Here is a 26118-nt window from a genome sequence, read left to right as displayed (position 1 = left end):
CCGTTCATGATCGTTCGCACCCACAAGGATGCCGAAGCCAATGCCGTCGATGAGGAGAAGTTCATCAGCCGACGCTACACCCTGCGTGCCGACGGCATGGGCCATTCCGTCCACGAGACCTACATCAAACCCGGCCAGTCGCTTCACATGTGGTACCGCAATCACAAGGAAACCGTGATCTGCACCGATGGCGAGGGCCAGATCGAGGATCTGACCGAGGGCGACACCCACACGCTCAAGCCCGGCGTCCTTTACGCTCTCGACAAACACCAGAAGCATATTCTCAGCAGCGAGAAGGGCATGACTGTGCTCTGTGTTTTCTCCCCTTCCCTCGTCGGTCCGGAGGACCATGACGAACAGGGCAGCTACCCGCTCTATGACGATGACGGGTCGCTTGTTCAGCGATAAGCATTGTGCGGGGTCGCGGTCTGACGCGATGGCGACCCCTGCAGGACTCGAACCTGCAACCATCGACTTAGAAGGTCGGTGCTCTATCCGGTTGAGCTAAGGGGCCGGCCTGAGCGCTCAGTGCGTCCAGGGTTGTTTCCGGTAGGCCGAAAAATTCTCGGCATAGGACTTTACCAGGCGCTTGGGTTCCCTCGGCTCATCCACCGTGAAGGCAAGCTCTTCGCGCTTTGCGTATTCGATCGCCTGTTCGCGCGTTTCGAAATGGAGGCGGACCTGACCGGTCGTATCATTGATGCTGGTCCAGCCCATCACCGGATCGGGACGCCGCTCGGCGCCGGAGCGAAACTCCAGAACCCAGTCCAGGGTCTTCCCCCGGCCCGATTGCATGGCCGTTTTTCTGGGCTTGTAGATGCGTGCGTCCATTTTCGTCTCCGGCTGAGCCGTTGTCCAATGGTCGGAGCGAGAGGATTCGAACCTCCGACCCTCTGGTCCCAAACCAGATGCGCTACCAGGCTGCGCCACGCTCCGACATCGGAGCCCCTTCTATGCATGTGCGCGGACGCGGGCAAGCCCTATTTGGCGGTCCGCCGCAGCGCCCGGAACGTACCATCGGCACGGGCCGCCAGTTTGTCACCACCGACCAGAAGACGGGCATGGACCTGCACGATCCCGTCATGGACCGACAACACTTCGGGGTGGGCTTCCAGCCAGTCATCGGGCCGAATCGTCCCGAAGAAACTGGTGCTGAGCTTCAGCGTGACCGACATCTTCCGGGTGGCGTGCCAGACAGCCCAGGCAAGCGCCCCGTCGGCAAATGAACTGACCATCCCGCCATGCATGAAGCCCATACTGTTGCAGTGGCGATCAAGTACCCAGATACCGCTTCTCGGATCATCCTTGTCGATAGCCCGGAAAACCGGTCCGTTCCGGGTCGTGAAAGGCCCGCGCGAGCGCGAGACTTCAAATCCCTCAGGCGGTACCCGGCCCTCTTCGGTCTCAGCCATCAGCGTTCTGGAAAATCCGGTGTTCGATCTTGTCGCCCGGCTCGATGCCAAGCTCTGCCGCGCGCCCGCCATTGATTTCCAGCACCGCCTTCACCGGCATGCCGGGAGAAATGGTCCGCAGCGATCCGGGCACTGTGTTGCGTGCGATCATCTGGATCGTGCCGTCGCTGGTGATGAACAGCATGTCGAGAGGAATCAGCGTGTTCTTCATCCACATGGCCGGCTCACGCGGATTGCCGAAGTCGAACAGCATGCCGGCATTCTCGCCCAAGCTCTCGCGTTCCATCAGGCCGAAGCTGATCTCTTCAGGCTCGTCGGCAATCTCGACTGAAAATTCCTGAACCCCGTCATCCGTCTCAATGGAAAGCGGTTCGGTCTCAGCGGCCTGCGCAAAGGCCGGCACGGCCAGAATCAGCGAAAAGAGAAGCCCGCTCAGGGCATGGGTGAAACGATGCGTCATGCAGCCCGTGTAGCCTTATCGGCGGGCGCCCGCAACTGCCTCAAAGCCGCTGTCTATTTGGGACTTGCCGATGAGACGTGATCGCCTTTCGGACCCGACTCGACGGTGGCCTCGAGCATGGTTCCGGAATCGACGACCGAAATGCCGCCACGCCGCAAAACCGAAATGTGGACGAAGATGTCGACATCGCTATTCGGGCGGTTCACGAAACCGAAGCCCTTGCTGGCGTTGAACCATTTCACGATGACGGTTTCAGGCGCCGGCTCCTCGCCCTTCTCACGCGCGACGACGGCCTTGGGCCGGTCCATCTCGAGGATATTCTCGACCTGCCAGCCGCGCTGCCCCCTGACCGCATTGCAGATGATGCGTGCCCCCTCATCGGCATAGGCCTCACCATAGTCGCGCAGACACGATATATGCAGCATGACATCGCCGTTTATGTCGGCGTCGGCCACAGACTCCGGGATGATAAAGCCATAGCCCTTGGCCACATCAAACCATTTGATGTGCCCAATCACCTTCACCGCGGAGGAAAGGCCGGAATCATCCTTCTTTGAGGTCAAAGTGTCCATCTACCATCAGTCCCAAACCTAATAGTAGGAAGCTTATCTCCATGAGTCATCCCTCATCGGGATGACTTTTCATCATTTAGGAGAAAGCTGTGTCGAAAGTGGCACTCCCTAGGGGAATCGAACCCCTCTTTCCAGGTTGAAAACCTGGCGTCCTAACCGATAGACGAAGGGAGCACTCGTTTCGAGGTCGTGCGTATAGCGAGGCTTTTCCGGCTGTTCAAGTCGCCTTTCAGGTCACAGCTGAACTTTTGTCAGTTCACCTCGCTATAGCCGCATCAATCACCTCAAACTGTACCCGGCGACGACCGTTCCATTCATCCTGCTTCAACCGCCCGGCAATGTGAAGGGGCTGGCCGGAAAACACCGCCTGGCCGATTTCCGTGTCGGCGGTGCGCCAGGAAATGCATTCCAGACGCGCCGTCCCGTCATCGGCAAAAAACTTCACGTGATTCTGGCCGATTCGCCGTGCCGAAGCCGGCTGCACATGACGAATCGCAAAAACGGGCTGGGGTGCGCCCTGCCCGAACGGCCCGAGCGCCTCGATCTGGTCGCACAGCTCGGGGCTGATCCCCCCGGGCGCGAGAACGCCGTCGATTTCCAGGCGCCGGGCCTCGGCCCTCTCATCCTTGAAGGCGCTCATATGCGCACACATCCAGCTGTCGAGGTCACCAATGCGGTCCGGCTCAATCGCGAGCCCGCCTGCCATGGCATGGCCGCCCCCGGAGATGAGGATGCCTTCCTTGGCTGCCTGCGTGATTGCATGCCCGATATTCACGCCCTTGACCGAGCGTGCGGATCCCTTGCCGACGGGCCCAAGCCCCTCGCCCCAGCCAATCACGATGCTCGGCAGGTGAAACCGGTCCTTCAGGCGCCCGGCCACGATCCCGATCACGCCTGGATGCCAGCCTTCGCCGGATGCGATCAGAACGCTACGGTCCGGGTCGGCCTCCAGCAATCGTTCGGCCTGGATCTGAGCGTCTTCGAGAATCGCAGTCTCGACCGCCTTGCGCTCATCATTCAGGCCATGCAGGCGCTCAGCCAGCGCAATGGCCTCGGCCCGGTCTTCGGTCGCCAGCAGTTTGGCCGCCAGCCAGGGGTCACCGATTCGCCCCCCGGCATTGAGGCGCGGCCCCAGCATGAAGGTCGCATGATAGACGCTTTCGATCTCGCCAATGCCTGCAATGTCGGCCAGCGCGCGCAAGCCCTGATTCTGGCCACGCGCCATGATCTTCAGCCCCTGGCGAACAAAGGCCCGATTGGCATCCTGCAGCGGGGACATGTCGCAAAGCGTGCCGAGCGCGCACAGATCCAGCCATTGCAGGATATCGGGCAAACCACCTGAGGGCGCGATATTGCGCTCACGGGCCAGCTTGTTCATCGCCGCCAGCAGAACGAACACGACACCGGCCGCGGCAAGGTGGCCATAGCCCGACGTATCGTCGGCCCGATTCGGATTGACCAGGGCCGCTGTCGGCGGGATGTCCCGGCCCATCAAATGGTGGTCCACCACAATTACCGGCAGGCCGATCGCCCTGGCTTCATCCAGGGCCGCTGTCGCAGCCGCCCCGCAATCCACGGTCACGACAAGATCGGCGCCCTGTTCTTTCAGATGCCGGAACGCCTCCGGCGACGGGCCATAGCCCTCTGTCAGCCGGTCAGGCACATAAAGCCCAAGCTCCTGGCCCCAGTGACGGAAATAACGCGTCAGAAGCGCTGAGGAGGTGCCGCCGTCGACATCGTAATCGGCGAAAACGACGACCGACTGCCCGCCGGCAATGGCATCGAGCAGCAGGCCTGCGGCCTTTTCCATATCCTGAAAGCTTGACGGGTCCGGAAAGGTATCCCGCAGCTTCGGCTCCAGAAAGGCGCCCGCCTCTTCATGCGTTATGCCACGCGAAAGCAGCAGCCGCGCAACGAGGTCGGGCAGGCCTGTCTTCTGCGAAAATGTCCGGATGGCGGCTTCATCGGCCGAGACCATCGACCAGAACCGGCCGGAGAGCGACTGGTCAACGTCGAACAGGCAGGCCTCGCCACGCATCGCGATCAGGTGCGATGGCGCGACAGGATCTTCCTGACCATACCGTCAGCCGAGCTCATGACGAGCGTATCGGTGATGGTAACGCCCGGTTTCGTGACGACACCATCGACCAGGCCGCCCTTGGTCACGCCGGTCGCGCAGAAAACGGTTTCACTACTGGCCATCTCATCCAGCTGGTATTTGCGGTCCAGGTCGGTCACGCCCACCCGGCGGGCCCGGGCGCGTTCATCATCGTTTCGGAAAACGAGGCGGCCCTGCATCTGGCCGCCGACACATTTGAGCGCGGCTGCCGCGAGCACACCTTCCGGTGCCCCGCCCTGCCCGATATAGAGATCGACGCCGGTGTCGGGATTGGTCGTGTTGATCACCCCGGCCACGTCGCCATCCGAAATCAGGCAGATTCGCGCACCAACACTGCGCAGGCTATCGATGATCTCGGCATGACGCGGACGGTCGAGCACACATGCCGTCATCGCTTCGACCGGGCGCCCGGCGACCTTGGCCATTTCCTTGATATTCTCGGCCGGCGAGGCATCGAGATCGATCACACCGTCCGGATAGCCCGGCCCGATGGCAATCTTGTCCATATAGGTATCGGGCGCATGCAGAAGGCCCCCGCGCGGTGCAATGGCGAGCACGGCCAGCGCATTCGCCATCGCCTTGGCCGTCAGTGTCGTGCCTTCCAGCGGGTCGAGTGCAATATCGATCGCCGGGCCTTTACCCGTGCCGACCTCTTCGCCGATGAAAAGCATGGGCGCTTCATCGCGCTCGCCTTCGCCGATAACGATGCGGCCCTGGAAATCCACCGCATTGAACGCGGTCCGCATGGCATCGACAGCGGCCTGGTCGGCAGCCTTTTCGTCGCCCATCCCGGCCAGTTTGGAGGCGGCAATGGCCGCTGCTTCCGTCACTCTCACCATTGCATCCGCAAGATGCGGGACAAGAATACTGTCTGCCATGTCGTTTCCTGACCAGCCGTCCTTCCGGCTGGCTCCCTTAATCCGTTGCTTCCTCGATCGCCACGATCTGAGGATGACCCACATTTGTCTCCAGCGACCGCACCCGGTCGCTCGCTTCATTGATGTCGCTGCGCGAGCAGATATGCGTCACGATAGCGATCGGTGCGGCCCCGTTCTCGTCCGCCGAGTCCTGGAGCAGCTTGTCGACCGAAACACCGCTCTCGGCAAGCGCCTCCGTGAGTTCGGCAAGAGCACCGGCCCGGTCGTCGAGGCGGACACGCAAGAAGAATGCCGAGCGTTCGTTCGGTTCGGCGCGCACGAATTTGCGCACGCCATGGTGCTCGGCCCGCCCGAAGGCTGGCCGGGCAATCGGATTGAAGAGCTTGGCGACATCGCCCATCACGGCACTGGCCGTCGGCCCCGGCCCGGCACCCGGACCGGTCAGCGTCACGGCCCCGAGCGGGTCGCCCTCGACACGGATCGTGTTGAGGCTGCCACTGATCCGCGCCAGCGGATGGCCAATGGGCATGGCAAGCGGTTCAACACGGCACACAACCCCATCGGGCGTAACCTTGCCTTCCGCGATCAGCTTGATCCGCAGCCCCAGCCGGTCGGCCAGGTCGAGATCCAGCAGTTCGATTTCATCAACGCCGCGAACCGAAACCTGTGAGAAGTCGAGGTCTGCGGAGAAGGCGATGGCCGCCAGAATCGCAGCCTTGTGCGCGGCATCCATGCCGGACACGTCAAGCGTCGGGTCGGCTTCGGCATAGCCCAGCCGCTGCGCCTCGGCGAGAACCACGTCATAAGGCCGGCGCGTCGAGAGCATTTCACTCAGGAGGAAATTGCAGGTCCCGTTCAGGATACCGGTCACGCGCTGGATATCGACGCCAGCCAGCGAATCCCTCAGCACACGGACAATCGGCACGCCGCCGGCAACTGCTGCTTCGAACAGAAGATCGACGCCATGCTCTCGGGCCAGCTCGGCCAGCTCCTGACCGTGCATCGCGATCAGCGCCTTGTTGGCGGTAATGACCGACTTGCCGGACTTGATGGCCGTCTCGACAGCCACCTTGGCCGGCCCGTCGGAGCCGCCGATCAGTTCGACAAAAACGTCGATATCGTCGCTGGCCGCCAGCTTCGATGCATCATCATACCAGGCATAGCTCTCAATCGAGACCGGCCGGTTCCGGCTACGGTTTCTGGCCGTGACGCCCGCCACTTCCACCTTGCCAGGCAGACGCAGCTTTTCCTGTTTCTGAACGAGATCGACCAGGCCGCACCCGACATGGCCAAGCCCGGCAACACCAAGTTTCAATGTCTTCAAACCCCTTGCCCTCCGGCACGCAACTCATGAACGGCGCCCCTGCTATCAGCTTCCTGCGCCTGAAGGAACCGCTTGATGTTACGGGCAGCCTGACGAATGCGCTGTTCGTTCTCCACCAGGGCAATCCTGACAAAGCCGTCACCACGTTCCCCGAAGCCTGCCCCCGGCGCGACGGCCACGCCGGCTTCATTGATCAGCTTCAGCGAAAACTCGACGCTGCCCAGATGGCGGCAGGAGTCCGGCACAGGCGCCCAGCAGAACATCGAGGCCGACGGCACGGGAATATCCCAACCGGCGCGGCCAAAGCTCTCGATTAGTGTATCGCGGCGTGCGCGATAAATCTGGCGCGCTTCCTCCACACAGTCCTGTGGGCCATCAAGGGCGGCACAGGCGGCGACCTGGATCGGCGTGTAGGCGCCATAATCGAGGTAGGACTTCACCCGCGCAAGGGCGGCAATAAGCCGCTCATTACCGGCAGCGAAGCCGATCCGCCAACCGGCCATGGAATAGGTTTTCGACATCGTCGTCGTCTCGACAGCGATATCCTTCGCGCCGTCCACCTGCAGGATGGAAGGCGGCGGATCGTCGAAATAGATCTCGTTATAGGCGAGGTCGGATAGGATCCAGATATCGTGCTTCTTCGCGATCCTCACCGCTTCCTTGTAGAAGTCGAGATCGGCTACGGCTGCCGTCGGATTGGACGGATAGCAAAGCACCATCGCCGTCGGCGGCGGCACGCTGTAGCGGATCGCATGCTCGATATTCGCCAGATACTGTTCCGGCGTCTGGGCCGGTACCCCGCGGATGGACGCGCCGGCAATGATGAAACCGAACGAGTGCAGCGGATAGGACGGGTCCGGCGTCAGGATGACATCGCCCGGCGCCGAAATGGCCTGGGCGAGGTTCGCAAACCCTTCCTTCGAGCCAAGGGTCACAATGACTTCCCGGTCCTTGTCGACCTCGACATCAAAGCGGCGCTTGTAATAGCTCGCCAGCGCACGGCGCAGCCCGGCAATGCCGCGCGAAGCAGAATACCCGCTCACATCCGGCTTGCGGGCCGTCTCGCACAACTTGTCGACGATGTGCGACGGCGTCGGGAGGTCGGGATTGCCCATGCCGAGATCAATAATATCCGCGCCTTGCGCTCGCAGGGCCGCCTTACGGCGATTGACCTGTTCGAACACATAGGGTGGCAGACGCCTGATCTTGTAAAACTCGCCCGGCATGGGCTTTCTCCTGCTCTTTGCAAATAAATAGTCTACGCCCGATAGCTTAGCGGCGCGCACGAGGGCGTTCAAAGCGTGCGCGCAAACTTTTTACGTCAGCATCGCTGAGATAATCGACCGGCTCATTCATGGCCTCCAGACGCTGGCTGATCTTCAAGCCCCAATCCCTTATCTGCTCTGGCGTCAGATAGGTAGGCTCTGATCGCGGATGGCTGAAGAAAGCTTCACGAATGGCCTCACGTTCGGCCGCCGATTTGACGAGCCCCGAGCGGTCCGCCTGGTAGGTTTGACTGACCGGCACATTTGCAAGTTTCGGATAATCACGCCCCGACAATTCCTGCTTGCGCGCTTCATACCACTCCGGCGCGGTTTCGCGCAGGTCGGAGATTTGGTCCATCGATCCGGCACATGCGGATGCGAGAAGGCAAAAAATGATCAGAATTAGCCGCATACGTCAGAATTTTTGGTCAGCATCATGATTCTCGAAACGTTTTCTCACTATAGGTGTTCGTGTAGAATGGCGAGAATATGGTGATGGGAAGTTCAAAAACCATGGAAGACAGGAACAAACGCACCCTCAACGCGATCCTGTCCGAGCAGACGCCCGAGAAACTGCAGGCGATCGGCATAGCTCTTGCCGAAGCTGCTGCAGAATCGCAAGCACTGCTGACAGAGGTCATGTCGAACGCTCATCCCGCAGGGATCGAGACGCCCAAACGGCCGGACCCGTTCGGGATGATGAATGCCTACAGCAAGGTTGGGCACTCGCTGGCCACCGATCCGACCGCTCTGCTCAACGCCAATCTCGATCTCTGGATGGGATGGGTGAACCTCTGGAAGGACTTCACCACGGGCCAGCTCTCGGAGTCGAGCGACAAACGCTTCTCCGATCCTGAATGGTCTGCCAATCCGGCCTTCGAATTCATGCGCAAGGCGTATGAGCTGAATGCCTCATGGATGATGTCCATCCTCAACTCGGCCGACGATCTTCCGGCTGCGGACAAACGCAAGGCCGAGTTCTATACCCGCCAGACGATCGACGCCCTGTCGCCAACCAATTTCTTTGCGACAAATCCGGCAGCCTTGAGAGCGATGCTGGAAACCGGCGGCCAGAGCCTTGTCGACGGGCTGAAAAATGCCCGCGCGGACATCCAGAAAGGGCGCGGGCGCCTCTCCATCAGCCAGACCGATGAAGCGCCCTTCGAAGTCGGCGAGAATGTCGCCACGGCGCCCGGCAAGGTCGTCTTCCGCAACAAGCTGATCGAACTGCTGCAGTTCGAGCCGACGACCGAAAAGGTCCATGAGCGGCCGCTGCTGATCTTCCCGCCCTGGATCAACAAATACTACATCCTGGATCTGCGTGAACAGAACTCCATGATCCGCTGGCTCGTCAGCCAGGGGCTGACCGTCTTCGTCGTCTCCTGGCGTTCGGCCGACGAGGTGACGCGTGACTACACCTGGGACGATTATATCGATCAGGGCATCATGGCAGCCGTCAACGAAGTGATCGCGCAAACCGGCGCAGACGACATCAACACGGTCGGCTACTGCATCGGCGGCACCCTGCTGACCAGCGCCCTCGCCTATATGGCCAGGAAGGACGACAAACGGATCAATTCCGCCACCTTCTTTGCCTCGCAGTCGGACTTCAGCGACGCAGGCGACCTCATGGTCTTCACCGATGAAAGCTCGCGCGTCAGCATCGACAAGGTGATCGATGCCAATAACGGCATCATGCCGGGCGAACTGATGGGCGAAACCTTCAACTGGCTGAGGCCGGTCGACCTCGTCTGGCGCTATGTGATCGACAATTACATGCTGGGCAAGAAACCGCGCCCCTTCGACCTTCTTTTCTGGAATGCCGACCAGACCAATATTCCCGCGGCCACTCACCGGACCTATCTGAACGAGCTGTATGGCCAGAACCAGCTGAGTGAAGGCGGCTTCCAGGTCTTCGGCGAACCGGTCAGCATGGCGGACATCAAAATCCCCGTGACCGTCCAGGCCAGCCGCGAAGACCATATCTGCCCCTGGCACTCGATCTATCGCGGCGCGCGCAAATATGGCGGCGACGTCAATTTCGTGCTCGCCGGATCCGGCCATATCGCCGGCGTGGTAAATCACCCGAGCGCCGAGAAATACCAGCACTGGACGAATGACGACCTGCCGGAAACCCCGGAAGCCTGGCTTGCCGGGGCCGAGGAAACCAAGGGCTCATGGTGGCCCACCTGGTGGACCTGGCTGAAACCGAAATCAGGGCCCCTCAAGGCCGCCGCGCCGGTGCCGGACAGGAAGCTTGGCGAGGCGCCGGGCACCTATGTGAAGATGCGTCTCAACGCGATTGCCGACGGGGAGAAACCCTCTTCGGTCTACTCCACCCCGTCTGTCGCAAAGAAAAAGACGGCGCCAACAAAGCAACCTGCGGCAAAGGCGCCGGCCGGAAAGACGACAGCGAAAAAGGCCCCGACCAAGACAGCGGCAAAACCGAAATCCGCCGCTGCGGCCTCACGGAGCAAGCCGGCTTCAGCCAAGGGCGCAAAGCCGGCCTCGAAAAGCACCAGCGCATCAAAAGCCAAGACGACCAAGACAGCTGCCAGCAGCGCGAAGAAAACAACGAAAGCCGCCTCGGCCAGGAAGACGCCTTCCAAGCCGAAGAGCAAGTCTGGCGCGAAGTCTCAGGGGAAGAGCGGGACGAGCACATCAAGCCCCAAGGCCTGATCCCAGCCCATCATCAGATTCAGGTTCTGGATCGCCTGCCCGCTCGAGCCCTTGACCAGATTGTCGATCACGGCCAGCACGATGACGCGGCCTGAGGCCCGGTCCGGGAAAACACCGATGCGGCAATTATTGGTGCCGCGCACATGCCGTGTGTCCGGCGGCGAGGAACCAAGCGGCAGCACCGTCACAAAGGGCTGGTCGGCATAGGCTTTTTCCAGCGCCGTATGCACCTGGTCGACATCCCCGCGAAGATGGCAGGTCACAAGCTCGCCACGTGTCATGGGCAACAGGTGCGGGGTGAAAGTCACCTCCACAGACGGATCCTCCGAGCCCAGACGAAGTTCCTGTTCGATTTCCGGGGCATGGCGGTGGGTGCCGACGCCATAAGCATGAACGCCCTCGCCGACTTCACAGAACAGATTGCTCTCCTTGAGCCCCCGGCCCGCGCCCGACGCACCGGACTTGGCGTCAATGATGATCGCGTCGAGGTCCACGACCGCCGGCTTCATCAAGGGCAGCAGCACCATCAGGGCTGCCGTCGGATAGCAGCCCGGACAGGCCACAAGGTCGGCACCCTTGATCCTGTCGCCATAGATTTCACTCAGGCCGTAGACGGCAGACGCTGTGCGCTCCGGGGCGAGATGCTCGCGGCCATAGGCGGCTGAATAGTCGGCCGCCTTGCGGAACCGGTAGTCTGCCGAAAGGTCGACCACTTTGACATTCGACGGAAACGTCTCGATCAGGTCCTGGCTGGTGCCGTGCGGCAGGCAGCCGAACGCGACGTCGATTTCATCCCAGCGGACATCTTCCGCCTTCACGACATCCAGGTCATTCGCCTTGGAAATATGAGGAAAAATCTCAGACAGGCGCTTGCCGGCCAGTGTATTGCCCGTCGCGGCAACCGCCTCGACATGCGGGTGATTCTGCAGCAGGCGCACGGTTTCCGCGCCTGTATATCCGGATGCGCCGAGAACGGCGGCTTTGAGCTTGGTCTCTGTCATGGCTTCCCCATGTCATGGCTGCGGGCAAAGAAAAAGGGCGCTCCGGTAAAGAAGCGCCCTTTTCGAACAAGGTTTGATCGAGGCTTAGCGCTTCGAGAACTGGAAGCTGCGGCGTGCTTTCGCACGGCCATACTTCTTGCGCTCCACAGTCCGCGGGTCGCGCGTCAGGAAGCCGAACGGCTTCAGCACCGAGCGCAGGCCCGGCTCATAGTTGACCAGTGCGCGGGCAATGCCGTGACGCACAGCGCCGGCCTGACCGGACAGGCCCGAACCGCGAACAGTGCAGATCACGTCGAACTCCGTGCGGCGGTCTGCCTCGACGAGCGGCTGCTCGATCACCATGCGCAGAACAGGGCGAGCGAAATACTGCTCCTGGTCCTTGCCATTGACGGTGATCTTGCCAGTGCCCGGCTTGATCCAGACGCGAGCCGTGGCTTCCTTGCGCCGGCCAGTGCCATAGGCGCGGCCATGCTCGTCAATCTTCGGCTCCGCAGCGACCGCTTCCGGCGCCTCGGCGCTGCCGTCGGTTACGGATTTCAGGTCTTCAAGGGAATTGGCGGTATCGGACATGATGATCAGTCGTCTCTCTGGTTCTTCACGTTCATCGACGCGAAGTCGACAGTTTCCGGTTTCTGGGCTTCATGCGGATGCTCGCTGCCGGCATAGACGCGCAGCTTGGCAAGCTGCTGACGAGCCAGCGGGCTTTCGCCCGGCATCATCCGCTTGATGGCGAGCTCGATGGCCCGCTCCGGGAACCGGCCCGAGAGAATCTTCTCGGCCGTGGTTTCCTTGATCCCACCCGGGTGGCCGGTGTGGCGGTAATAGGTCTTGTCGCGGAGTTTGTTGCCAGTGAATCGTGCCTTTTCCGCATTGATCACGACGACATGGTCGCCTGTGTCGATATGCGGCGTAAAATCAGCACGATGCTTGCCCCGCAGGCGTTTGGCGACATATGAAGCGAGACGACCGACAACGACATCCGTCGCATCGATGACGATCCACTTGTTCTCCACGTCAGCTGGTGCGTTATAAGTCTTCATTGCTCCTCAGGAGCCTCTCATTCGGAGTTTTGGATATGTTCAAGCGCCCGCGTTTAAGCGCGCAGACCTTCCCTGTCAACGCAGGGATCGCCGGTTTCCTGCTTTTATATGCCGCGTCCTGTTCCGGTCCGCAAGAGCCGGCGGAATCTCCCCCGGAGCCTGCTGAGGATAGTGTCGCCGAGCAACCCGCTGAAGAGGTTATTCCGCCGAATTCCCTTCCGGCGGTCTGGATGACGCGCGAACTCGACCACCCTGTCCGCAGCATCGGCATGGCCGGCGGCGCAGGCTCCACATTCGCGGTCGCCTATGAAGGCGGGGGCCTGCAGATCTTCGACTTCAATGCCGAGCGCATCACCCAAATTTCCGATCACGATATCGAGGCGCTCGCCGAGGGGCGCTATGTCATGCTGTCGGGCACGCCGGTGACGATCTTCCCCGGCATCGACACGTCCGGCGACATCAAGACCTGGATCTATGGCGGCGGCCTTGCCGAAGCCATTCAGTATGATCTCAAAGGCATTCAGGACGGCACCGTCCAGGGGCTCTGCGCGGCCCCGCCCGCGAGTGATAACGGCACGCTGCACCGCCTCGCTTACTGGACGGACGCGGCCTCGACCGTGCTGCAGGTCGGCAATCTCGTCGAGCGCAGCGGTGAGCTGGAATGGGTGGCGGCCGAGGACATCTCCGTCGATGAGCCGATTACCGCCTGCACCTTCACCGATGACGGCCCGCAGATCTATTACGACCCGATTGCCGGGGCCGCCCGCCTCAAGCGCCTTGGCCGCCAGACGCTCGTCACACTGACCTCGGCCGGCGATGTCGACATCATGTTCGATAAGGGTGACCGGCGCCGCTATGATATTCTCGACGGGATCACCGTGATCGCACCGGAAGCGCCGACGGCGGTGGCGGCTACAGGCGATGCCCGTGGTGGCGGCTATCCGGGCGGTGTCATTGTTCTCGGCGGCGACATTGCCCCGAACGATCACCGCGTGGTCATGGTCGATCCGAGCAAGATTACCCTGACACCGATCTCTGTGCCGCCGATGGGAGAGTGAGCCAGGCCAGTCTGAGCGCCGTTATAAAGACAACCACACCCAGCGCCTGGTGCAGGATCGCCATTTCGAGCGGGGCGGCATGGATCAGGGTGAAAATGCCCCATGCCGCCTGCACCGTCACGAGAGTGGCAAGCGTCGACATTTCGCGCCAGCCGGTCCGCCCCCATGACACGGCCACGGCGGCAAGCGACACAAACCAGATCGCATAGGCCAGATAGCGGTGATTGAATTGCGTCGCCGCACGGCCTTCAAACAGGCTGCGCACGCCCAGGTCCGGTTCGAGGTAATTCGGCGGCACGACCTGCCCCATCATGAGTGGCCAGTCGGTATAGGTCCGCCCCGCATCAAGCCCCGCGACAAGCGCACCTGTCACCATCTGCGTAAAAATGAGCGCGAGCAGGATCCATGGCAGCCGGCCGCGCCAGCCCTCCAACTGCATGCGCCCACGCTCACCAAGGTCGAGCCACAGCCACACTGTATAGCCGATAATGACAAGCGCGAGGGAGAAGTGAGTGGCCAGACGGTAAGGCGCGACATCCAGGCGGTCTGTCTCGCCAATACCGCTTGAGACCATCCACCAGCCAATGGCGCCCTGCAGGCCGCCAAGCAGAATCAGCACGACGAACCGGCTCGCCAGCGACCGGTTGAGCCAGCCCTTCATCCAGAACCAGACCAGCCCGCCAACCGCGACGAGCCCGATCAGCCGGCCAAACAGCCGATGGCCCCACTCCCACCAGTAGATGTACTGGAATTCCGAGAGCGTCATATTGTAGTTCTGCTGCTGGAACTCAGCCGTCTGGCGATACTTCGCAAATTCCTGCGCCCAAGCGTCGGCGCCGAGTGGCGGCAGCGCCCCGCTGATCGGGTCCCATTCGGTGATGGACAGGCCGGAATCGGTCAGGCGCGTCATGCCGCCGACCAGGATGATTGCGTACACCATCAGCGCGATCAGGATCAGCCAGCGCCGGATCCAGCGTGTGGCAGTCTCGCTCTTTGCCATTTGTCTCATGTCGCCCTATCTGCACGTCACGGCACAGACCGCAAGCGGCCAAGGCGTCGCATGAAGACCATGCAAAGCGAGGACACTGCACGTGCGCAAGATCATTACCGGCCTCGCCATTCTCGCCTTCATCGCCTTCTGGATTTTTCTGGCCGGCACGATCGGCACGCACATGACCGGCCTGCCCGGCTGGCTGCAGCTCGTCTTCTATGTAGTCGCCGGGATTGCCTGGGTCTTTCCGCTCCGGCCCATCCTGAAATGGATGAACCGCGCCTGAGCCGATCAGGCCTTGCCGGGATCGTCTGAATCCGACTCGTCGGGGTCCGGGTCGTCCGACATCTTGCGGGCTTCGCGCCTGAGCCGAGCGAACATCTCAGCCGGATCATTGCTGCGCGTATCGGCTTCTTCCTCAGCCTCCTCGGCCACCTCGGGCGGAACCGTCTCGGGATTGGGCGGTGCATCCGCGACGGTTTCCGTCTCCACCTCATCCGGTACAGCCCGCGGCCCATCTTTCTCGCCGAGCACCCACAGCCCGGACTCGCCGCCGATCAGCGTGCGGCCCGGCTCGACTAGGGCCTGGCCGGCCGTGGGGACATAGACATCGCACCAGCCGCCAAGGCGTCGCGTGGCGATTGTCTTGCCCGCTGCAGCCCGATCGCCGGCATCGGTGCGCGGCTCGAGGCGTGGCCCCAGTCCCCCGGTCGCGATGCGCAGGCCAACAGAATCAGCTTCGCCGACCACGGTCATGAACATCTGCGCCAGCCCCGAGGAATCGGGCCGCATCGCCGCGACGGTTTCCGGCGCGCCGTCCTCACGGATAAGGTGATCGATGCTGCCGGCGATCGGGGCGTGGATATTGTTGGTCGCAAAAGGCGAGGACGAGATGCGGATGCGCTTGTAGTCCCCCGACAGCCGCAACTCCTCCGGTGGCACGCCATCCTCGACGCTCACCACGACGCCGTCACAGGGCGCGATCACCATGGAGGGGGTCGAGGGCGTCACGCGCCGGGCGCTGCGCGTCGCAAACAGGACAACGATGCCCGGCAGGAATCCCAGCCAGAAGAGCGGCCCCCAGATCATGCCGAGCAGGATGCCCAGAAGCCAGCCGGCGAGAAAGCCGACAATCCCTTCGAGTTCGAAACTATTCTGCCACCACGCGAAGGTCCGGTCTGCGACGGGTTTACCGCGATTTTCCATCAAGTCTCGTCCTATTCGGCAACTGCAACGAGCTGGTCTCTGGCGACCTGCCGCGCCCACATGTGTGCGTAAGCGCCATCCTTGGCAAGAAGCGTAGCATGCGTGCCGCGCTCGACAATACGCCCCTCTTCCAGAACGATAATTTCGTCTGCGTTCTGTACGGTGGACAGGCGGTGAGCCACCATCAGCGTGGTGCGCCCGCGTGCAGCCTCATCGAGCGCATCCTGAACAGCGGCCTCGGTCGCGCTGTCGAGTGCGGAGGTCGCTTCGTCGAGGACCAGGATGGCCGGATTTGCGAGAATCACCCGCGCAATGCCGACCCGCTGCTTCTCGCCGCCCGACAGCTTCAGCCCACGTTCGCCGACGCGGGTCTCCCAGCCATCCGGCAGGGCCTCAATGAAAGGCAGGAGCTGGGCCCGGCGGGCGGCATCGCGCACCTCTTCCATGCTGGCGTCCGGACGCGCATAGGCGATGTTCCAGCGGATCGTGTCATTGAACAGGACGACGTCCTGCGGAACGAGGCCCAGGCTGCGGCGAAGCGATGTCTGGGTGAGATCGCGGACATCATGCCCATCGACCAGAACGGCCCCATCATCGACATCATAGAACCGGAAGAGCAGTTTCAGCAGCGTCGACTTGCCCGCCCCCGACGTGCCGACAAAGGCGATCTTGCGGCCCGGCTCGACGGTAAACGAGACATCCTGCACGCCGACCGTGCGTGCATCATGGGTAAAGGCCACATCGCGGAATTCGACCTTGCCATCCGGATGCTCAAGCACGCGCGCATCCGGCTTGTCAGCCACTTCGGCTTTCATGCCGAGCAACCCGTGCAGCTTTTCCAGGTCGACCGCGCCCTGCTTGATCTCGCGCCAGGCAAAACCAAGGATGTTGAGCGGGGCATACAGGCTGAGCAGCACCATCATCACGGCGGTCAGGTCGCCGACCTTCATGGTGCCCTGGCTGTAATTCCAGGCTGAGAGCGCCAGCACGGCGAGCAGGCCGGCATTCATGATGAAGGCCTGTATGCCATTCAGCAGGTACATGCTGCGCACCGCCTCGACGAAGCGCTTGTTATAATGGCGCATCGCGCTGTCATAGCGTCCGGTCTCGCGCTCTTCGGCGGCAAAGGCCTTCACCGTCTCGAAGTTTGTCATCGTGTCGATGGAAACCGCCCTCAGCTCGGTATCGGCCTTGTTCATCCGGCGGCGCTGGCGAACGCGCCACTCCGTGATGACGACGGTGGCGATGACATAGATGATGATGGTGCCGATGGCGATCAGCGACAGCCTGTAATCATAGGCGGCCCCAAGCGCGATGGAGGCGAGCACAAGCCGGACAAAGGTCGGCCCGATATTGAAGGCCAGAAACCGGATGAGATAATCGATGGCGCTCGCGCCCCGCTCGATCACCCGGTTCAGCGCGCCTGAGCGCCGCGTCTGGTGAAAACCGAGCGACAGCGACTGCGCATGCCCGAATGCGTCCACACAGGCGACCCGCTGGGCATCCTGGCTGACCGGGCTGAACAGGAAGTCGCGCACCTGCGGCAAGGCGGCGGCGAGGAACCTCAGGCCAATTGCAAACCCGATCCAGGCAATCGCAATGGCAAGCGGTGTCGCCCCGTCATCCTCGCCCGCCACCTTGTTGATGGCGTCCCCCAGAATGATCGGGGAAACCACTTCAAGAACTGCCGCCCCCAGCGTCAGAACGATCGCTATGCCCATGACCGGGCGCCATTTGGCGAGTTCAGGGCGCCATAACAGCTTCAGGATCCGGACGATCGAACCACCCAGCCCGCCGTCGGCGCTTTCGATCTGGTCGGTATCGTCCCTCGCACTCATACTTCTCATGCCCGCCATATGGCCCCAAATGCAGCCTGCGAACAGGCCATGGCTGGTACGAATCCCTTCATGGGCTTAAATGCGGGGCCGAATTCAGGAAAGAAATCCGAATGCCGAAGCTGAAATCCATCTGCGTCTATTGCGGCTCGTCCAATCAGGTGAAGCCCGCCTATATCCGGCTCGCGCGCGATCTCGGACGCAGCCTTGCACAGCAGAATCTGCGCCTTGTCTATGGCGGCGGCGGTGTCGGCCTGATGGGCGCGTGCGCGAAAGCCGTCCACGAGGCCGGCGGCGACGTCCTCGGTGTCATGCCGAAATTCCTGCTGCAGAAAGAACGCATCTTCGAGGATGTCGAGCATCGCATCGTCGATGACATGCACACCCGCAAGCAGATGATGTTCGACGAATCGGATGCCTTCATCGTCCTGCCCGGCGGCATCGGCACGCTGGAAGAAGCCGTCGAGATGCTGAGCTGGGCGCGTCTCGGCCTGCATGCAAAACCGATGGCCTTCCTCGACGAGGACGGCTTCTGGTCGCCCTTCTTCGAGCTGATGGAACACATCATCGAAGGCAAATTCACGCCGGAAGAGTTCCGCGCCTGCCTTGTTCACGAAAATACGCCTGAAGCGGCCATCGCGGCCCTGCAGGACCGTGTCGTCGTGATGGACAGCTAGGCCTTCGAGAGCCGGCGGACCACAGCCTCACGTCCAATCAGCGGCAGGATCGTGCCCATGTCGGGCCCGTGCTCCTGGCCGGTCAGCGCCTTGCGAAGCGGCATGAAGAGCCCCCGGCCCTTGCGGCCCGTCTTCTCCTTCAGCGCGCTCGTCCAGGTCTTCCAGGTCTCGCCTGTCACCTCACCTTCCGGCAGCAGGTCGCGTGCTTCAGCGATGAAGGCTTCATCATCTTCATCGACGACCGGTTCGATCTGTCCATAGGCGATGTCGGCGAAATCCTTGGCGTCATGCACCGTCTGGCAGTTCTCGCGTACCGCCAGCCAGAACGGCTCATTAGCGGCATCCGGCGCAATCTTGGCGAGCTGGTCTTTCACGGCCTCGTACGGGGTCGTGTGAATGAGCGTGGCATTCAGCGCCAGCAGGTCGCGCTCATCGAACTTGGCCGGCGCCCGGCCGATCTTGTCGAAGCTGAACTCCCCGGCCAGCGCCTCCAGACTCTCGCGCGCCTCGATATTGTCGCTCGTACCGAGCTTGGCGAGCAGCGACAGGATCGCCATCGGGAAGATGCCGCGCGCCTCCAGCGTATCCATGCTGAGCGAACCGAGCCGCTTGGAAAACGCCCCGCCCTCTGCATCGACAAGCAACGGCGTGTGCGCCATCTCCGGCGCCGAACCGCCGAGCGCCTTGAATATCTCGATCTGCGCGCCGGAATTGGTCACATGGTCTTCGCCGCGCACGACATGCGTGATCTTCGCGTCGATATCGTCGACCACGGAGGGCAGCGTATAGAGATAGGAGCCGTCTTCGCGGATCAGGACCGGGTCTGACACGCTGGCCGTGTCGACGCTTTGCGGCCCGCGGACCAGGTCGGTCCACTCCACGCGCTCGCCCGACAGCTTGAAGCGCCAGTGAGGCTTGCGGCCTTCGGCTTCCAGCTTGGCCTTGTCCTCATCGGTGAGGGTCAGGGCGGAGCGGTCATAGACCGGCGGGCGCCCGCGCGACAGCGCAATCTTGCGCTTGCGATCGAGCTCGTCAGCGGTCTCGTAGCAGGCATAAAGCAGGCCCATCTCGCGCAGCTTGGCCGCTGCGGCATCATACTGATCGAAGCGCTTGGACTGGTTGAACGTGTCGTCCCAGACAAGGCCCAGCCACGTGAGGTCGGCCTTGATCTGGTCTTCATAGGCCTGTGTCGAACGCTCGGTGTCGGTGTCGTCGACGCGCAGGACGAACGTGCCGCCCTGCCCCTTGGCGAACAGCCAGTTGATCAGCGCGGTGCGGACATTGCCGACATGCAGCTTGCCGGTCGGTGACGGCGCGAAACGGACTATGGGTGAAGTCATCAATCGTCCCTGAAACGGTTCGTGATCGGATAGCGCCTGTCGCGGCCGAAATTCTTGCCGCCGACCTTCGCGCCGGGCGGCGCCTGCCTACGCTTGTATTCGGCAAGATACAAGAGATGCTCGATCCGCTTTACAGTCGCCTCGTCATGGCCGCGGGCCATGATGTCCCGGATATCTTCTTCGCGGTCGACCAGACCACGAAGAATATCGTCGAGCTTGTCATAGGATGGCAGCGAATCCTCATCCTTCTGGTCCTCGCGCAGTTCGGCAGAGGGCGGCTTGGTGATGATCCGCTCCGGAATGACTTCGCCTTCAGGCCCCAGCGCGCCGCGCGGGTGATGTTCATTGCGCCAGCGCGACAACTCGAAGACTTCGGTCTTGTAGAAGTCCTTCAGCGCATTGTAACCACCGCACATGTCGCCATAGAGCGTCGCATACCCGACCGCCATTTCGGACTTGTTGCCCGTGGTGACGACCATGTGGCCGAACTTGTTCGACAACGCCATCAACGTCACCCCGCGCAGGCGTGACTGGATGTTCTCCTCCGTGATCCCCGGCTCGGTGCCCTCGAAGGGGGCGGCCAGCATCTCATCCATCGCGGACACACCGGGGGCGATATTGATGATGTCATAGCGCACACCGAGCGCCTCGGCGCATTTCTTCGCATCCTCAAGGCTTTCCGACGAGGTGTATTTCGACGGCATCATCACGCACCAGACGCGCTCCGGCCCGAGCGCATCGACGGCAATCGCCGCGCTCAGCGCACTGTCGATCCCGCCGGAGAGGCCGATGACCACGCCCGGAAAGCGGTTCTTGTTGACATAGTCGCCCAGAGCCAGCGTCGTGGCGCGATACTCCATGTGCCAGCCATCATGATCGAGCCGGCAGCCCTTGTCCTTCAGGACGAGCTTGCGGGTCTCCAGATCGAAGGCGACCAGTTCGGTCCCGGTCTCGAACTGGCCGACGAGCCCGCACCGTTCGGCATGGGTCGAGTTGGTCGCATAGGAGCCCCCATCGAAGACAAGCTCATCCTGGCCGCCGACCTGGTTGACGAAGATGTAGGGCAGGCCCAGCACGCTCCAGCGGTCGAACGCCTCGGCACGTTCGGTATGGATGCTGCGGCGCCACGGCGAGCCGTTCGGGATGACCAGCAGCTCGGCGCCGGCGGCGTGGGCCGCCATCGGCACGCGCTCGAACCAGACATCCTCGCAGATGGCGAGGCCGATCTTCACCCCCTTCAGCTCGACAATGCAGGCCGGCGAGCGTCCCTTTGCGAACAGGCGCTGCTCGTCGAACACGCCGTAATTCGGCAGCTCCTGCTTGTCATAGCGCGCGGCGATCTCGCCCCCCGCACAGAAGGCTATGGAATTGAAAAGTTCTCCATCCTGCCAGGGCGAACCGATGATGAAGGCTGGCAGGTCGGCGCTCTCACCGGCGAGTTGTATGACGGCGGCCATGCAGTCCTCGACCGCGCTCGGCTTCAGGACAAGATCTTCCGGCGGATAGCCGAGAATGAACATCTCACTGAAGACGACAAGATCGGCGCCTTTCTCGGCACCCTCTTTCAGCGTCTGGCGGGCCAGCTCGAGATTGCCGTTAATGTCTCCGACAATCGGGTCGAGCTGCGCGGCGAGGATCTTCAGCGTATCGGTCATTGCGCCCACTTAATGGGCGTTGTCAGCGCTGCAAAGCCCCCAGAAGCGCGTCGCAGACGCGATGCACCTGATCTTCCGAAAGATAGGCATGCATCGGCAGGCTCAACACCTCGCCCGCAGCCCGCTCACATTCCGGCAGGCCACGGGCCGGCGCGAACTGTTCAAAGGCCGGCATCTGATGGATCGGCGTGTCGTAATAAATGGCCGTCGGAATGCCGGCTTCCTGCATCTTTGCTCTAACAGCGTCCCGGTCGGGCACGCGCACCGTATAGAGGCCATAGGCCGGCTCATCGCCCGGGCCAGGCTGCTGGCGCTCGACCTTGCCGAGCAGGCGGCGGTCATAGATTTCGGCCGCCTGGATACGGCGCTGGCGCTCGGCCTCGAAGATACCGAGCTTCTCGGCCACCACGGCACACTGGATGGAATCGCAGCGGCCATTGATGCCCACCCGGATCGACTCCTTGCGGTTGTCGCCCGTGCCGTGCCAGCGGATGGAGCGCAACAGATCACCCATCTCCTTCTCGCGCACCAGGATCGCCCCGCCATCGCCATAGCCGCCAAGCGTCTTGGTCGGATAGAAGCTCGTCGCCGTGATTTCCGCGAGCATGCCTGCCCACGCGCCATCCTGCTTGCAGCCGAAAGACTGCGCGGCATCGGCAACCATGCGCAACCCATGCGCATCGGCAACAGACTGGATCGCCTTGTAGTTGGCCGGCAGACCATAGAGATCGACCGGTATCACGGCCCGGGCGCGCAGGTTGCGCGTGCCTTTCACCCTCTGGATTTTCCGCTCCAGGTCTTCTGCATCCATGTTGAAAGTCAGCGGATCAATGTCGACCAGAACCGGCGTTGCGCCGGCGAGCAGGACGGCGTTGGCGGTGGCATTATACGTGAAGCCAGGAATGAAGACCGCGTCGCCATGGCCGTAGCCGAGCGCGATCAGCGGCATCACCAAAGCCTGCGTGCCTGAGCCGACGGCGACCGCATCGGCCGCGCCGGTAAACTCGCACAGCTTCTGCTCACACTCGTCGACTTCAGGACCGCCGATATAGCGGCCATGATCGAGGATGGTCATCCAGCGCTGTTCGAGAGCGGGACGAATTTCGGCCTGCTGGGCTTTCAGGTCAAAGAACTGGATCGGCGCTTCGGCGGGCAGATCGATCATCTTCTCGGCAGCGGCCATGGTCAGGCTCCAATCTTCTGAAGAGCGGTCTGTTCGACAAGCTCGGCAAGCCGCACCGCTTCGGCAGCTTCCCGGCCGGGAATGGGGGTCTCGCGCTCGCCCAGGCACGCGGCGAAGAACGCTTCGTCCGCCGCCCCGAGCGGATCGGGCAGATCGGCAGAGACATCCGCCTTGATCGCATGCGGCGTCGTGTTCTCCACCTTGCGGGTCAGGAAATCGATGCTGATCGTGCCGGAAGGGTAGATCACCGTCATGGCCCGGCGGCGCTCCGGAGCCACCCGGCTGGCCCTGATGACGGCTTTCGCGTCCGACGGAAAGTCGAGCCGTGCCACCGCTTCGTCGATATGGTCGGTGTGCTGACGGCTGCCTTCACCACTGACGCTGGCGCCCACGCCGATCAGCTTGGCGGCCATGTCGAGATCGTGGATCATCAGGTCCCAGATAACCGAAACATCGCCCGCCCGGCCTTCCGGCGAAGGTGGGCTCTCACGGACCGCCTCGATCGAGACAGGGACTTCCGCAATATCGAAAAAGCCCATGGCGGCGAGGACAAACCGCTCCTGATGGCCCACCTGCAGCGTCAGCCCCTTCTCATCGGCCAGCGCGGCCAACTCGCGTGCCCGTGCCCCGGAAAGCGCCAGCGGCTTCTCGACAAGGACATGCAGCCCGGCGACGAGCGCCCGCTCCACAACCGCGTCATGGTAAATGGCCGGACAGGCGACAATGACGCCATCACAAGCCTCATGCAGCGCCGCTTCGCTTTCGAAGACCCGGGTCTCATGCTTTTCGGCCAGCACTTCTGCGCGCGATTGGTCCGGATCGAACACCCCGGCAAGCTGGGCCCGCTTCGAGTCTGCGATCTTTCCGGCATGATAGCCGCCAAAGACCCCGGCACCGATCAGACCGACTTTCAGAGAAGACATTCAACACTCCGCTTTGCGCGCCCCCTTCGCACCGGTTCGCGCCAGGCTGCAAGCTAAGCCGGCAGCCGACGGGATCAAAGAGTCTTGCGAATTCTTACCGCCAATCCTTCACACCAGACGCTTTCCGCTCCATCTGTGGGCTCAAACACAAATGGAGGATAACGATAATGCCGACAATCCCGACAAAAGACTGGACCCTCGCAAGCCGCCCGGTGGGTATGCCGAAACTGTCAGACTTCGCCATGGAGAAAGGCGAAGCCGCCGAGCCCAGGGACGGCGAGATCCAGGTCCGCAATTCCTGGATGTCCGTCGACCCCTATATGCGCGGACGGATGTATGACCGCGAAAGCTATATCCCGCCCTTCCAGATCGGCGAAGTGCTGCAGGGTCACGCTGTCGGTACAGTCGTCGCCTCGAAACATCCCGACTATGCCGAGGGTGATCTCGTCACCTCCATGGCCGGCTGGCGCGAAGCGTGGACCGACGAGCCGAAAGCCGCGATGGCCACAAAGATCCCGCAGACCGGCCTGCCCGAATCCGCCCTGCTTGGCGTGGCCGGCATGCCGGGCCTGACCGCCTATGCCGGTATCCTGCGCGTAGCCGAGCTCAAGGAAGGCGACACCGTCTTCGTCTCCGGCGCGGCCGGGGCGGTCGGCTCGACTGTGGTCCAGATCGCGAAGATCAAGAACTGCACGGTCATCGGCTCGGCCGGCGGCGAGGAAAAGTGCAAGCTCGTCAAGGAACTCGGCGCCGATCATGTGATCGATTACAAGCAGCACGATAGTTATGAGTCGCTGCTGGGCGCCCTAACGGCCGCGGCCCCGAAAGGCATCGATGTCTATTTCGACAATGTCGGCGGTGACCATTTGCAGGCCGCCATCGAATGTGCCCGCCCGATGGGCCGTTTCGCGCTTTGCGGCATGATCAGCCAGTATAATGTGACCGAGCCACAGCCCGGCCCCTACAACATCATCCAGCTCGTCGGGAAACAGCTCACCCTGCGCGGCTTCATCGTGGGATCGCATGTTGATCTGCAACCGCAGTTCCTTCAGGACATGGCCGGCTGGATCAAAGCGGGCAAGATGAAGTTCGAGGAAACGGTCATGGAAGGCATCGAGCATGCCCCGGAAGCCTTCCTCGGTCTCTTCGAGGGGCGCAACAAGGGCAAGATGCTCGTCAAGCTCTCCTGACCCCCGACAAACGACGGAGACACACATGGCGCGTCTGTTCGACGCCTATATCATAGTGGACTGGAGCGCCGCCGGCAAACCGGCGCAAGGGGCCAATTCCGTCTGGATCGGTGCCCTTGCCCGGGACGCCCGACTGAAATTCCATTTCCAGTCGGCCAACCCCTCGACACGCCTGCAGGCGCGCGAGATCGTTGCCGGACTGGCCGAACGCTTTACCGCGCGCGGCGACAAGGTGCTGATCGGTTTCGATTTCGGCCTTGGCTATCCGGCCGGGACCGCCGAGGCCATCGGCCTCGACACGGCGGCCAAGCCGGCCTGGCAGGCCATGCACGACCATCTCTCGTCCAAGGTCAGGGAACGCCCGGATAATTCCAACACTCGCTTCGCGATCGCGGCCGGGCTGAACTATGCGATGACGAAAGGCCCGCTCCCCTTCTGGGGCGCACCGGCGCGCGACCAGATCACCACGCTGACCGGCCAGAAGGGAGACTTCTCGGACTCCCCGGTCGAGGAGTTCCGGCTCTGCGAGCAATGGGTTAGGAAAACTCACAAATCGAAACCCAAATCCATGTGGCAACTTTACGGTGCCGGCTCCGTCGGCAGCCAGTCCCTGCTCGGCATCCCGTCGATGCAGGCCCTGCGCCAGCGCTTGCCGAACTCGAAGATCTGGCCGTTCGAGACCGGCTTCGAACCGCTCGAGGCGGACGCCCTTGAAGAGACCAATATCGTCTTTGCCGAGGTCTATCCCTCGCTCGTTTCGGCCAGGCCCGAAACCGGTGAAGTGGCCGACCAGGCCCAGGTTCGTGCCCTCGCCCGTCACTATTACGGTTTGGACGAAGCGGGAAAACTCGGGGCCCTGTTCGGGCCGCCGGAGGGCCTTGAAAGCACGGATATCCCCAAAATTGTCGGCGAAGAAGGGTGGATTCTGCTGAAATAGCCCGTCGTTATTGGGTTTTCGGGCTATTTACCCCCTCCGAATCGTGTAGAAAGCATGCGCGGCAAGATATCGCCGTAAGCTAAAAGGAGAGCCCAATGAACAAGGGTGAACTTACAAAGGCCGTCGCAGAATCGGCTGGCATGTCTCAAGCAGACGCCGGCAAGGCGGTAGACGCAGTTTTCGACACCATCTCCGGCGCGGTCAAAAGCCGCAAGCAGGTGGCTATCGCTGGCTTCGGCACGTTCCACGCCAAAACGCGTGGCGCTCGCGAAGGCCGTAACCCGGCAACGGGTGACACCATCCAGATCCCTGAGAAGACCTCGGGTGCCTTCAAGCCGGCTTCGGCTCTGAAGGATATCTAAGGCTCCCCAGG

At 62.2% G+C, this 26118-nt stretch carries 27 protein-coding genes and 3 tRNA genes; 8 read left to right on the top strand and 22 right to left on the bottom strand.

Annotation, left to right across the window (positions count from 1 at the left end):
• The first annotated feature begins 6 nt into the window (after positions 1-6).
• Positions 7-408 carry an ectoine synthase gene (locus B8784_RS02585; RefSeq protein ID WP_084396059.1) on the top strand — a complete coding sequence of 134 codons (402 nt, stop codon included), beginning with the start codon at positions 7-9 and terminating at the stop codon, positions 406-408.
• A 29-nt stretch (positions 409-437) separates the two neighbouring features.
• Here B8784_RS02585 and B8784_RS02580 read toward each other — a convergent pair.
• The 12 genes from B8784_RS02580 to B8784_RS02525 form a co-directional block, all read right to left on the bottom strand.
• Positions 438-514, bottom strand: a tRNA-Arg gene (locus B8784_RS02580).
• 11 nt (positions 515-525) lie between these two features.
• Positions 526-831, bottom strand: coding sequence for an ETC complex I subunit (locus tag B8784_RS02575; RefSeq protein WP_084396058.1), 306 nt, complete (start codon positions 829-831; stop codon positions 526-528).
• Between the two features lie 28 nt (positions 832-859).
• Positions 860-936 (bottom strand) — tRNA-Pro (locus B8784_RS02570).
• A gap of 44 nt (positions 937-980) precedes the next feature.
• The gene (locus B8784_RS02565; RefSeq protein WP_084396057.1) at positions 981-1412 is read right to left on the bottom strand and encodes a PaaI family thioesterase; all 432 of its coding nucleotides are present in this window, start codon (positions 1410-1412) and stop codon (positions 981-983) included.
• A complete protein-coding gene (locus B8784_RS02560) occupies positions 1405-1872 on the bottom strand; it encodes a DUF192 domain-containing protein (protein WP_084396056.1) in 468 nt (155 codons plus the stop codon). The genes B8784_RS02565 and B8784_RS02560 overlap by 8 nt, the downstream gene beginning before the upstream one ends.
• 53 nt (positions 1873-1925) lie before the next feature.
• A complete protein-coding gene (locus tag B8784_RS02555) occupies positions 1926-2444 on the bottom strand; it encodes a cold shock domain-containing protein (protein WP_233355937.1) in 519 nt (172 codons plus the stop codon).
• Between the two features lie 99 nt (positions 2445-2543).
• Positions 2544-2618, bottom strand: a tRNA-Glu gene (locus B8784_RS02550).
• Positions 2619-2700: 82 nt separating this feature from the next.
• Positions 2701-4482, bottom strand: a complete 1782-nt coding sequence (recJ, locus tag B8784_RS02545; RefSeq protein WP_084396055.1) for a single-stranded-DNA-specific exonuclease RecJ — start codon at positions 4480-4482, stop codon at positions 2701-2703.
• Positions 4483-4487: 5 nt separating this feature from the next.
• On the bottom strand, positions 4488-5441 hold the full coding sequence (gene glpX, locus B8784_RS02540; RefSeq protein ID WP_084396054.1) for a class II fructose-bisphosphatase: 954 nt from the start codon (positions 5439-5441) through the stop codon (positions 4488-4490).
• A gap of 37 nt (positions 5442-5478) precedes the next feature.
• Complete coding sequence (locus tag B8784_RS02535) at positions 5479-6765, bottom strand: homoserine dehydrogenase (RefSeq protein ID WP_084396053.1); 1287 nt, start codon at positions 6763-6765, stop codon at positions 5479-5481.
• Positions 6762-7991 carry an LL-diaminopimelate aminotransferase gene (locus B8784_RS02530; RefSeq protein WP_084396052.1) on the bottom strand — a complete coding sequence of 410 codons (1230 nt, stop codon included), beginning with the start codon at positions 7989-7991 and terminating at the stop codon, positions 6762-6764. Before B8784_RS02530 ends, B8784_RS02535 begins: the two co-directional genes overlap by 4 nt.
• Positions 7992-8037: 46 nt before the next feature.
• Complete coding sequence (locus B8784_RS02525; RefSeq protein WP_143435259.1) at positions 8038-8442, bottom strand: hypothetical protein; 405 nt, start codon at positions 8440-8442, stop codon at positions 8038-8040.
• Positions 8443-8543: 101 nt separating this feature from the next.
• Between B8784_RS02525 and phaC the strand changes: the two genes are divergently transcribed.
• Positions 8544-10709: a class I poly(R)-hydroxyalkanoic acid synthase gene (gene phaC / locus B8784_RS02520; protein WP_233355936.1), complete on the top strand. Its 2166-nt coding sequence runs from the start codon at positions 8544-8546 to the stop codon at positions 10707-10709.
• Here phaC and argC read toward each other — a convergent pair.
• The 3 genes from argC to rplM all read right to left on the bottom strand — a co-directional run bounded on the left by argC (position 10667) and on the right by rplM (position 12750).
• Complete coding sequence (gene argC, locus B8784_RS02515) at positions 10667-11710, bottom strand: N-acetyl-gamma-glutamyl-phosphate reductase (protein ID WP_084396050.1); 1044 nt, start codon at positions 11708-11710, stop codon at positions 10667-10669. The genes phaC and argC overlap by 43 nt on opposite strands.
• 84 nt (positions 11711-11794) lie before the next feature.
• Complete coding sequence (rpsI, locus tag B8784_RS02510; protein ID WP_084396049.1) at positions 11795-12280, bottom strand: 30S ribosomal protein S9; 486 nt, start codon at positions 12278-12280, stop codon at positions 11795-11797.
• Positions 12281-12285: 5 nt separating this feature from the next.
• Entirely contained in the window at positions 12286-12750 is a 465-nt protein-coding gene (gene rplM, locus B8784_RS02505) for a 50S ribosomal protein L13 (protein ID WP_084396048.1), read from the bottom strand.
• Between the two features lie 230 nt (positions 12751-12980).
• Here rplM and B8784_RS02500 point away from each other — a divergent pair, with 230 nt between their 5' ends.
• A complete protein-coding gene (locus tag B8784_RS02500; protein WP_143435258.1) occupies positions 12981-13808 on the top strand; it encodes a hypothetical protein in 828 nt (275 codons plus the stop codon).
• On the opposite strand, the gene B8784_RS02495 is transcribed toward B8784_RS02500, so the two are convergent.
• Positions 13768-14817 (bottom strand): COX15/CtaA family protein, encoded by a 1050-nt coding sequence (locus B8784_RS02495; protein ID WP_233355935.1) that lies wholly within the window; start codon positions 14815-14817, stop codon positions 13768-13770. The two genes, B8784_RS02500 and B8784_RS02495, sit on opposite strands and share 41 nt — an antisense overlap.
• 82 nt (positions 14818-14899) lie before the next feature.
• On the opposite strand from B8784_RS02495, the gene B8784_RS02490 reads away from it, so the two are divergent.
• Positions 14900-15085 (top strand): DUF2842 domain-containing protein, encoded by a 186-nt coding sequence (locus B8784_RS02490; RefSeq protein WP_233355934.1) that lies wholly within the window; start codon positions 14900-14902, stop codon positions 15083-15085.
• Between the two features lie 5 nt (positions 15086-15090).
• On the opposite strand, the gene B8784_RS02485 is transcribed toward B8784_RS02490, so the two are convergent.
• Positions 15091-16005: a phosphatidylserine decarboxylase gene (locus tag B8784_RS02485; RefSeq protein ID WP_084396044.1), complete on the bottom strand. Its 915-nt coding sequence runs from the start codon at positions 16003-16005 to the stop codon at positions 15091-15093.
• Positions 16006-16016: 11 nt separating this feature from the next.
• Positions 16017-17843, bottom strand: a complete 1827-nt coding sequence (locus tag B8784_RS02480; protein ID WP_233355933.1) for an ABCB family ABC transporter ATP-binding protein/permease — start codon at positions 17841-17843, stop codon at positions 16017-16019.
• Between the two features lie 110 nt (positions 17844-17953).
• Here B8784_RS02480 and B8784_RS02475 point away from each other — a divergent pair, with 110 nt between their 5' ends.
• On the top strand, positions 17954-18517 hold the full coding sequence (locus B8784_RS02475; protein ID WP_084396042.1) for an LOG family protein: 564 nt from the start codon (positions 17954-17956) through the stop codon (positions 18515-18517).
• On the opposite strand, the gene gltX is transcribed toward B8784_RS02475, so the two are convergent.
• Genes gltX through B8784_RS02455 form a run of 4 tightly spaced genes read right to left on the bottom strand, consistent with a single transcriptional unit; the run spans position 18514 to position 23618 of the window.
• Positions 18514-19857 (bottom strand): glutamate--tRNA ligase, encoded by a 1344-nt coding sequence (gene gltX, locus B8784_RS02470; protein ID WP_084396041.1) that lies wholly within the window; start codon positions 19855-19857, stop codon positions 18514-18516. The two genes, B8784_RS02475 and gltX, sit on opposite strands and share 4 nt — an antisense overlap.
• Positions 19857-21512: an NAD+ synthase gene (locus B8784_RS02465; protein ID WP_084396040.1), complete on the bottom strand. Its 1656-nt coding sequence runs from the start codon at positions 21510-21512 to the stop codon at positions 19857-19859. The genes gltX and B8784_RS02465 overlap by 1 nt, the downstream gene beginning before the upstream one ends.
• 22 nt (positions 21513-21534) lie before the next feature.
• A complete protein-coding gene (locus tag B8784_RS02460; RefSeq protein ID WP_084396039.1) occupies positions 21535-22695 on the bottom strand; it encodes a DegT/DnrJ/EryC1/StrS family aminotransferase in 1161 nt (386 codons plus the stop codon).
• Positions 22696-22697: 2 nt separating this feature from the next.
• Positions 22698-23618, bottom strand: coding sequence for a Gfo/Idh/MocA family protein (locus B8784_RS02455; protein ID WP_084396038.1), 921 nt, complete (start codon positions 23616-23618; stop codon positions 22698-22700).
• A gap of 167 nt (positions 23619-23785) precedes the next feature.
• Between B8784_RS02455 and B8784_RS02450 the strand changes: the two genes are divergently transcribed.
• The 3 genes from B8784_RS02450 to B8784_RS02440 all read left to right on the top strand — a co-directional run bounded on the left by B8784_RS02450 (position 23786) and on the right by B8784_RS02440 (position 26107).
• The gene (locus B8784_RS02450; protein WP_143435257.1) at positions 23786-24808 is read left to right on the top strand and encodes an NADP-dependent oxidoreductase; all 1023 of its coding nucleotides are present in this window, start codon (positions 23786-23788) and stop codon (positions 24806-24808) included.
• A gap of 25 nt (positions 24809-24833) precedes the next feature.
• Entirely contained in the window at positions 24834-25745 is a 912-nt protein-coding gene (locus tag B8784_RS02445) for a hypothetical protein (RefSeq protein ID WP_084396036.1), read from the top strand.
• Between the two features lie 95 nt (positions 25746-25840).
• On the top strand, positions 25841-26107 hold the full coding sequence (locus tag B8784_RS02440) for an HU family DNA-binding protein (protein WP_084396035.1): 267 nt from the start codon (positions 25841-25843) through the stop codon (positions 26105-26107).
• Positions 26108-26118: the final 11 nt, after the last annotated feature.

It is taken from the genome of Henriciella aquimarina, assembly GCF_002088975.1.
GTDB lineage: Bacteria > Pseudomonadota > Alphaproteobacteria > Caulobacterales > Hyphomonadaceae > Henriciella > Henriciella aquimarina.
Note: the sequence above shows the minus strand (reverse complement) of the source record. Positions and strands in the feature narration are given on the sequence as shown.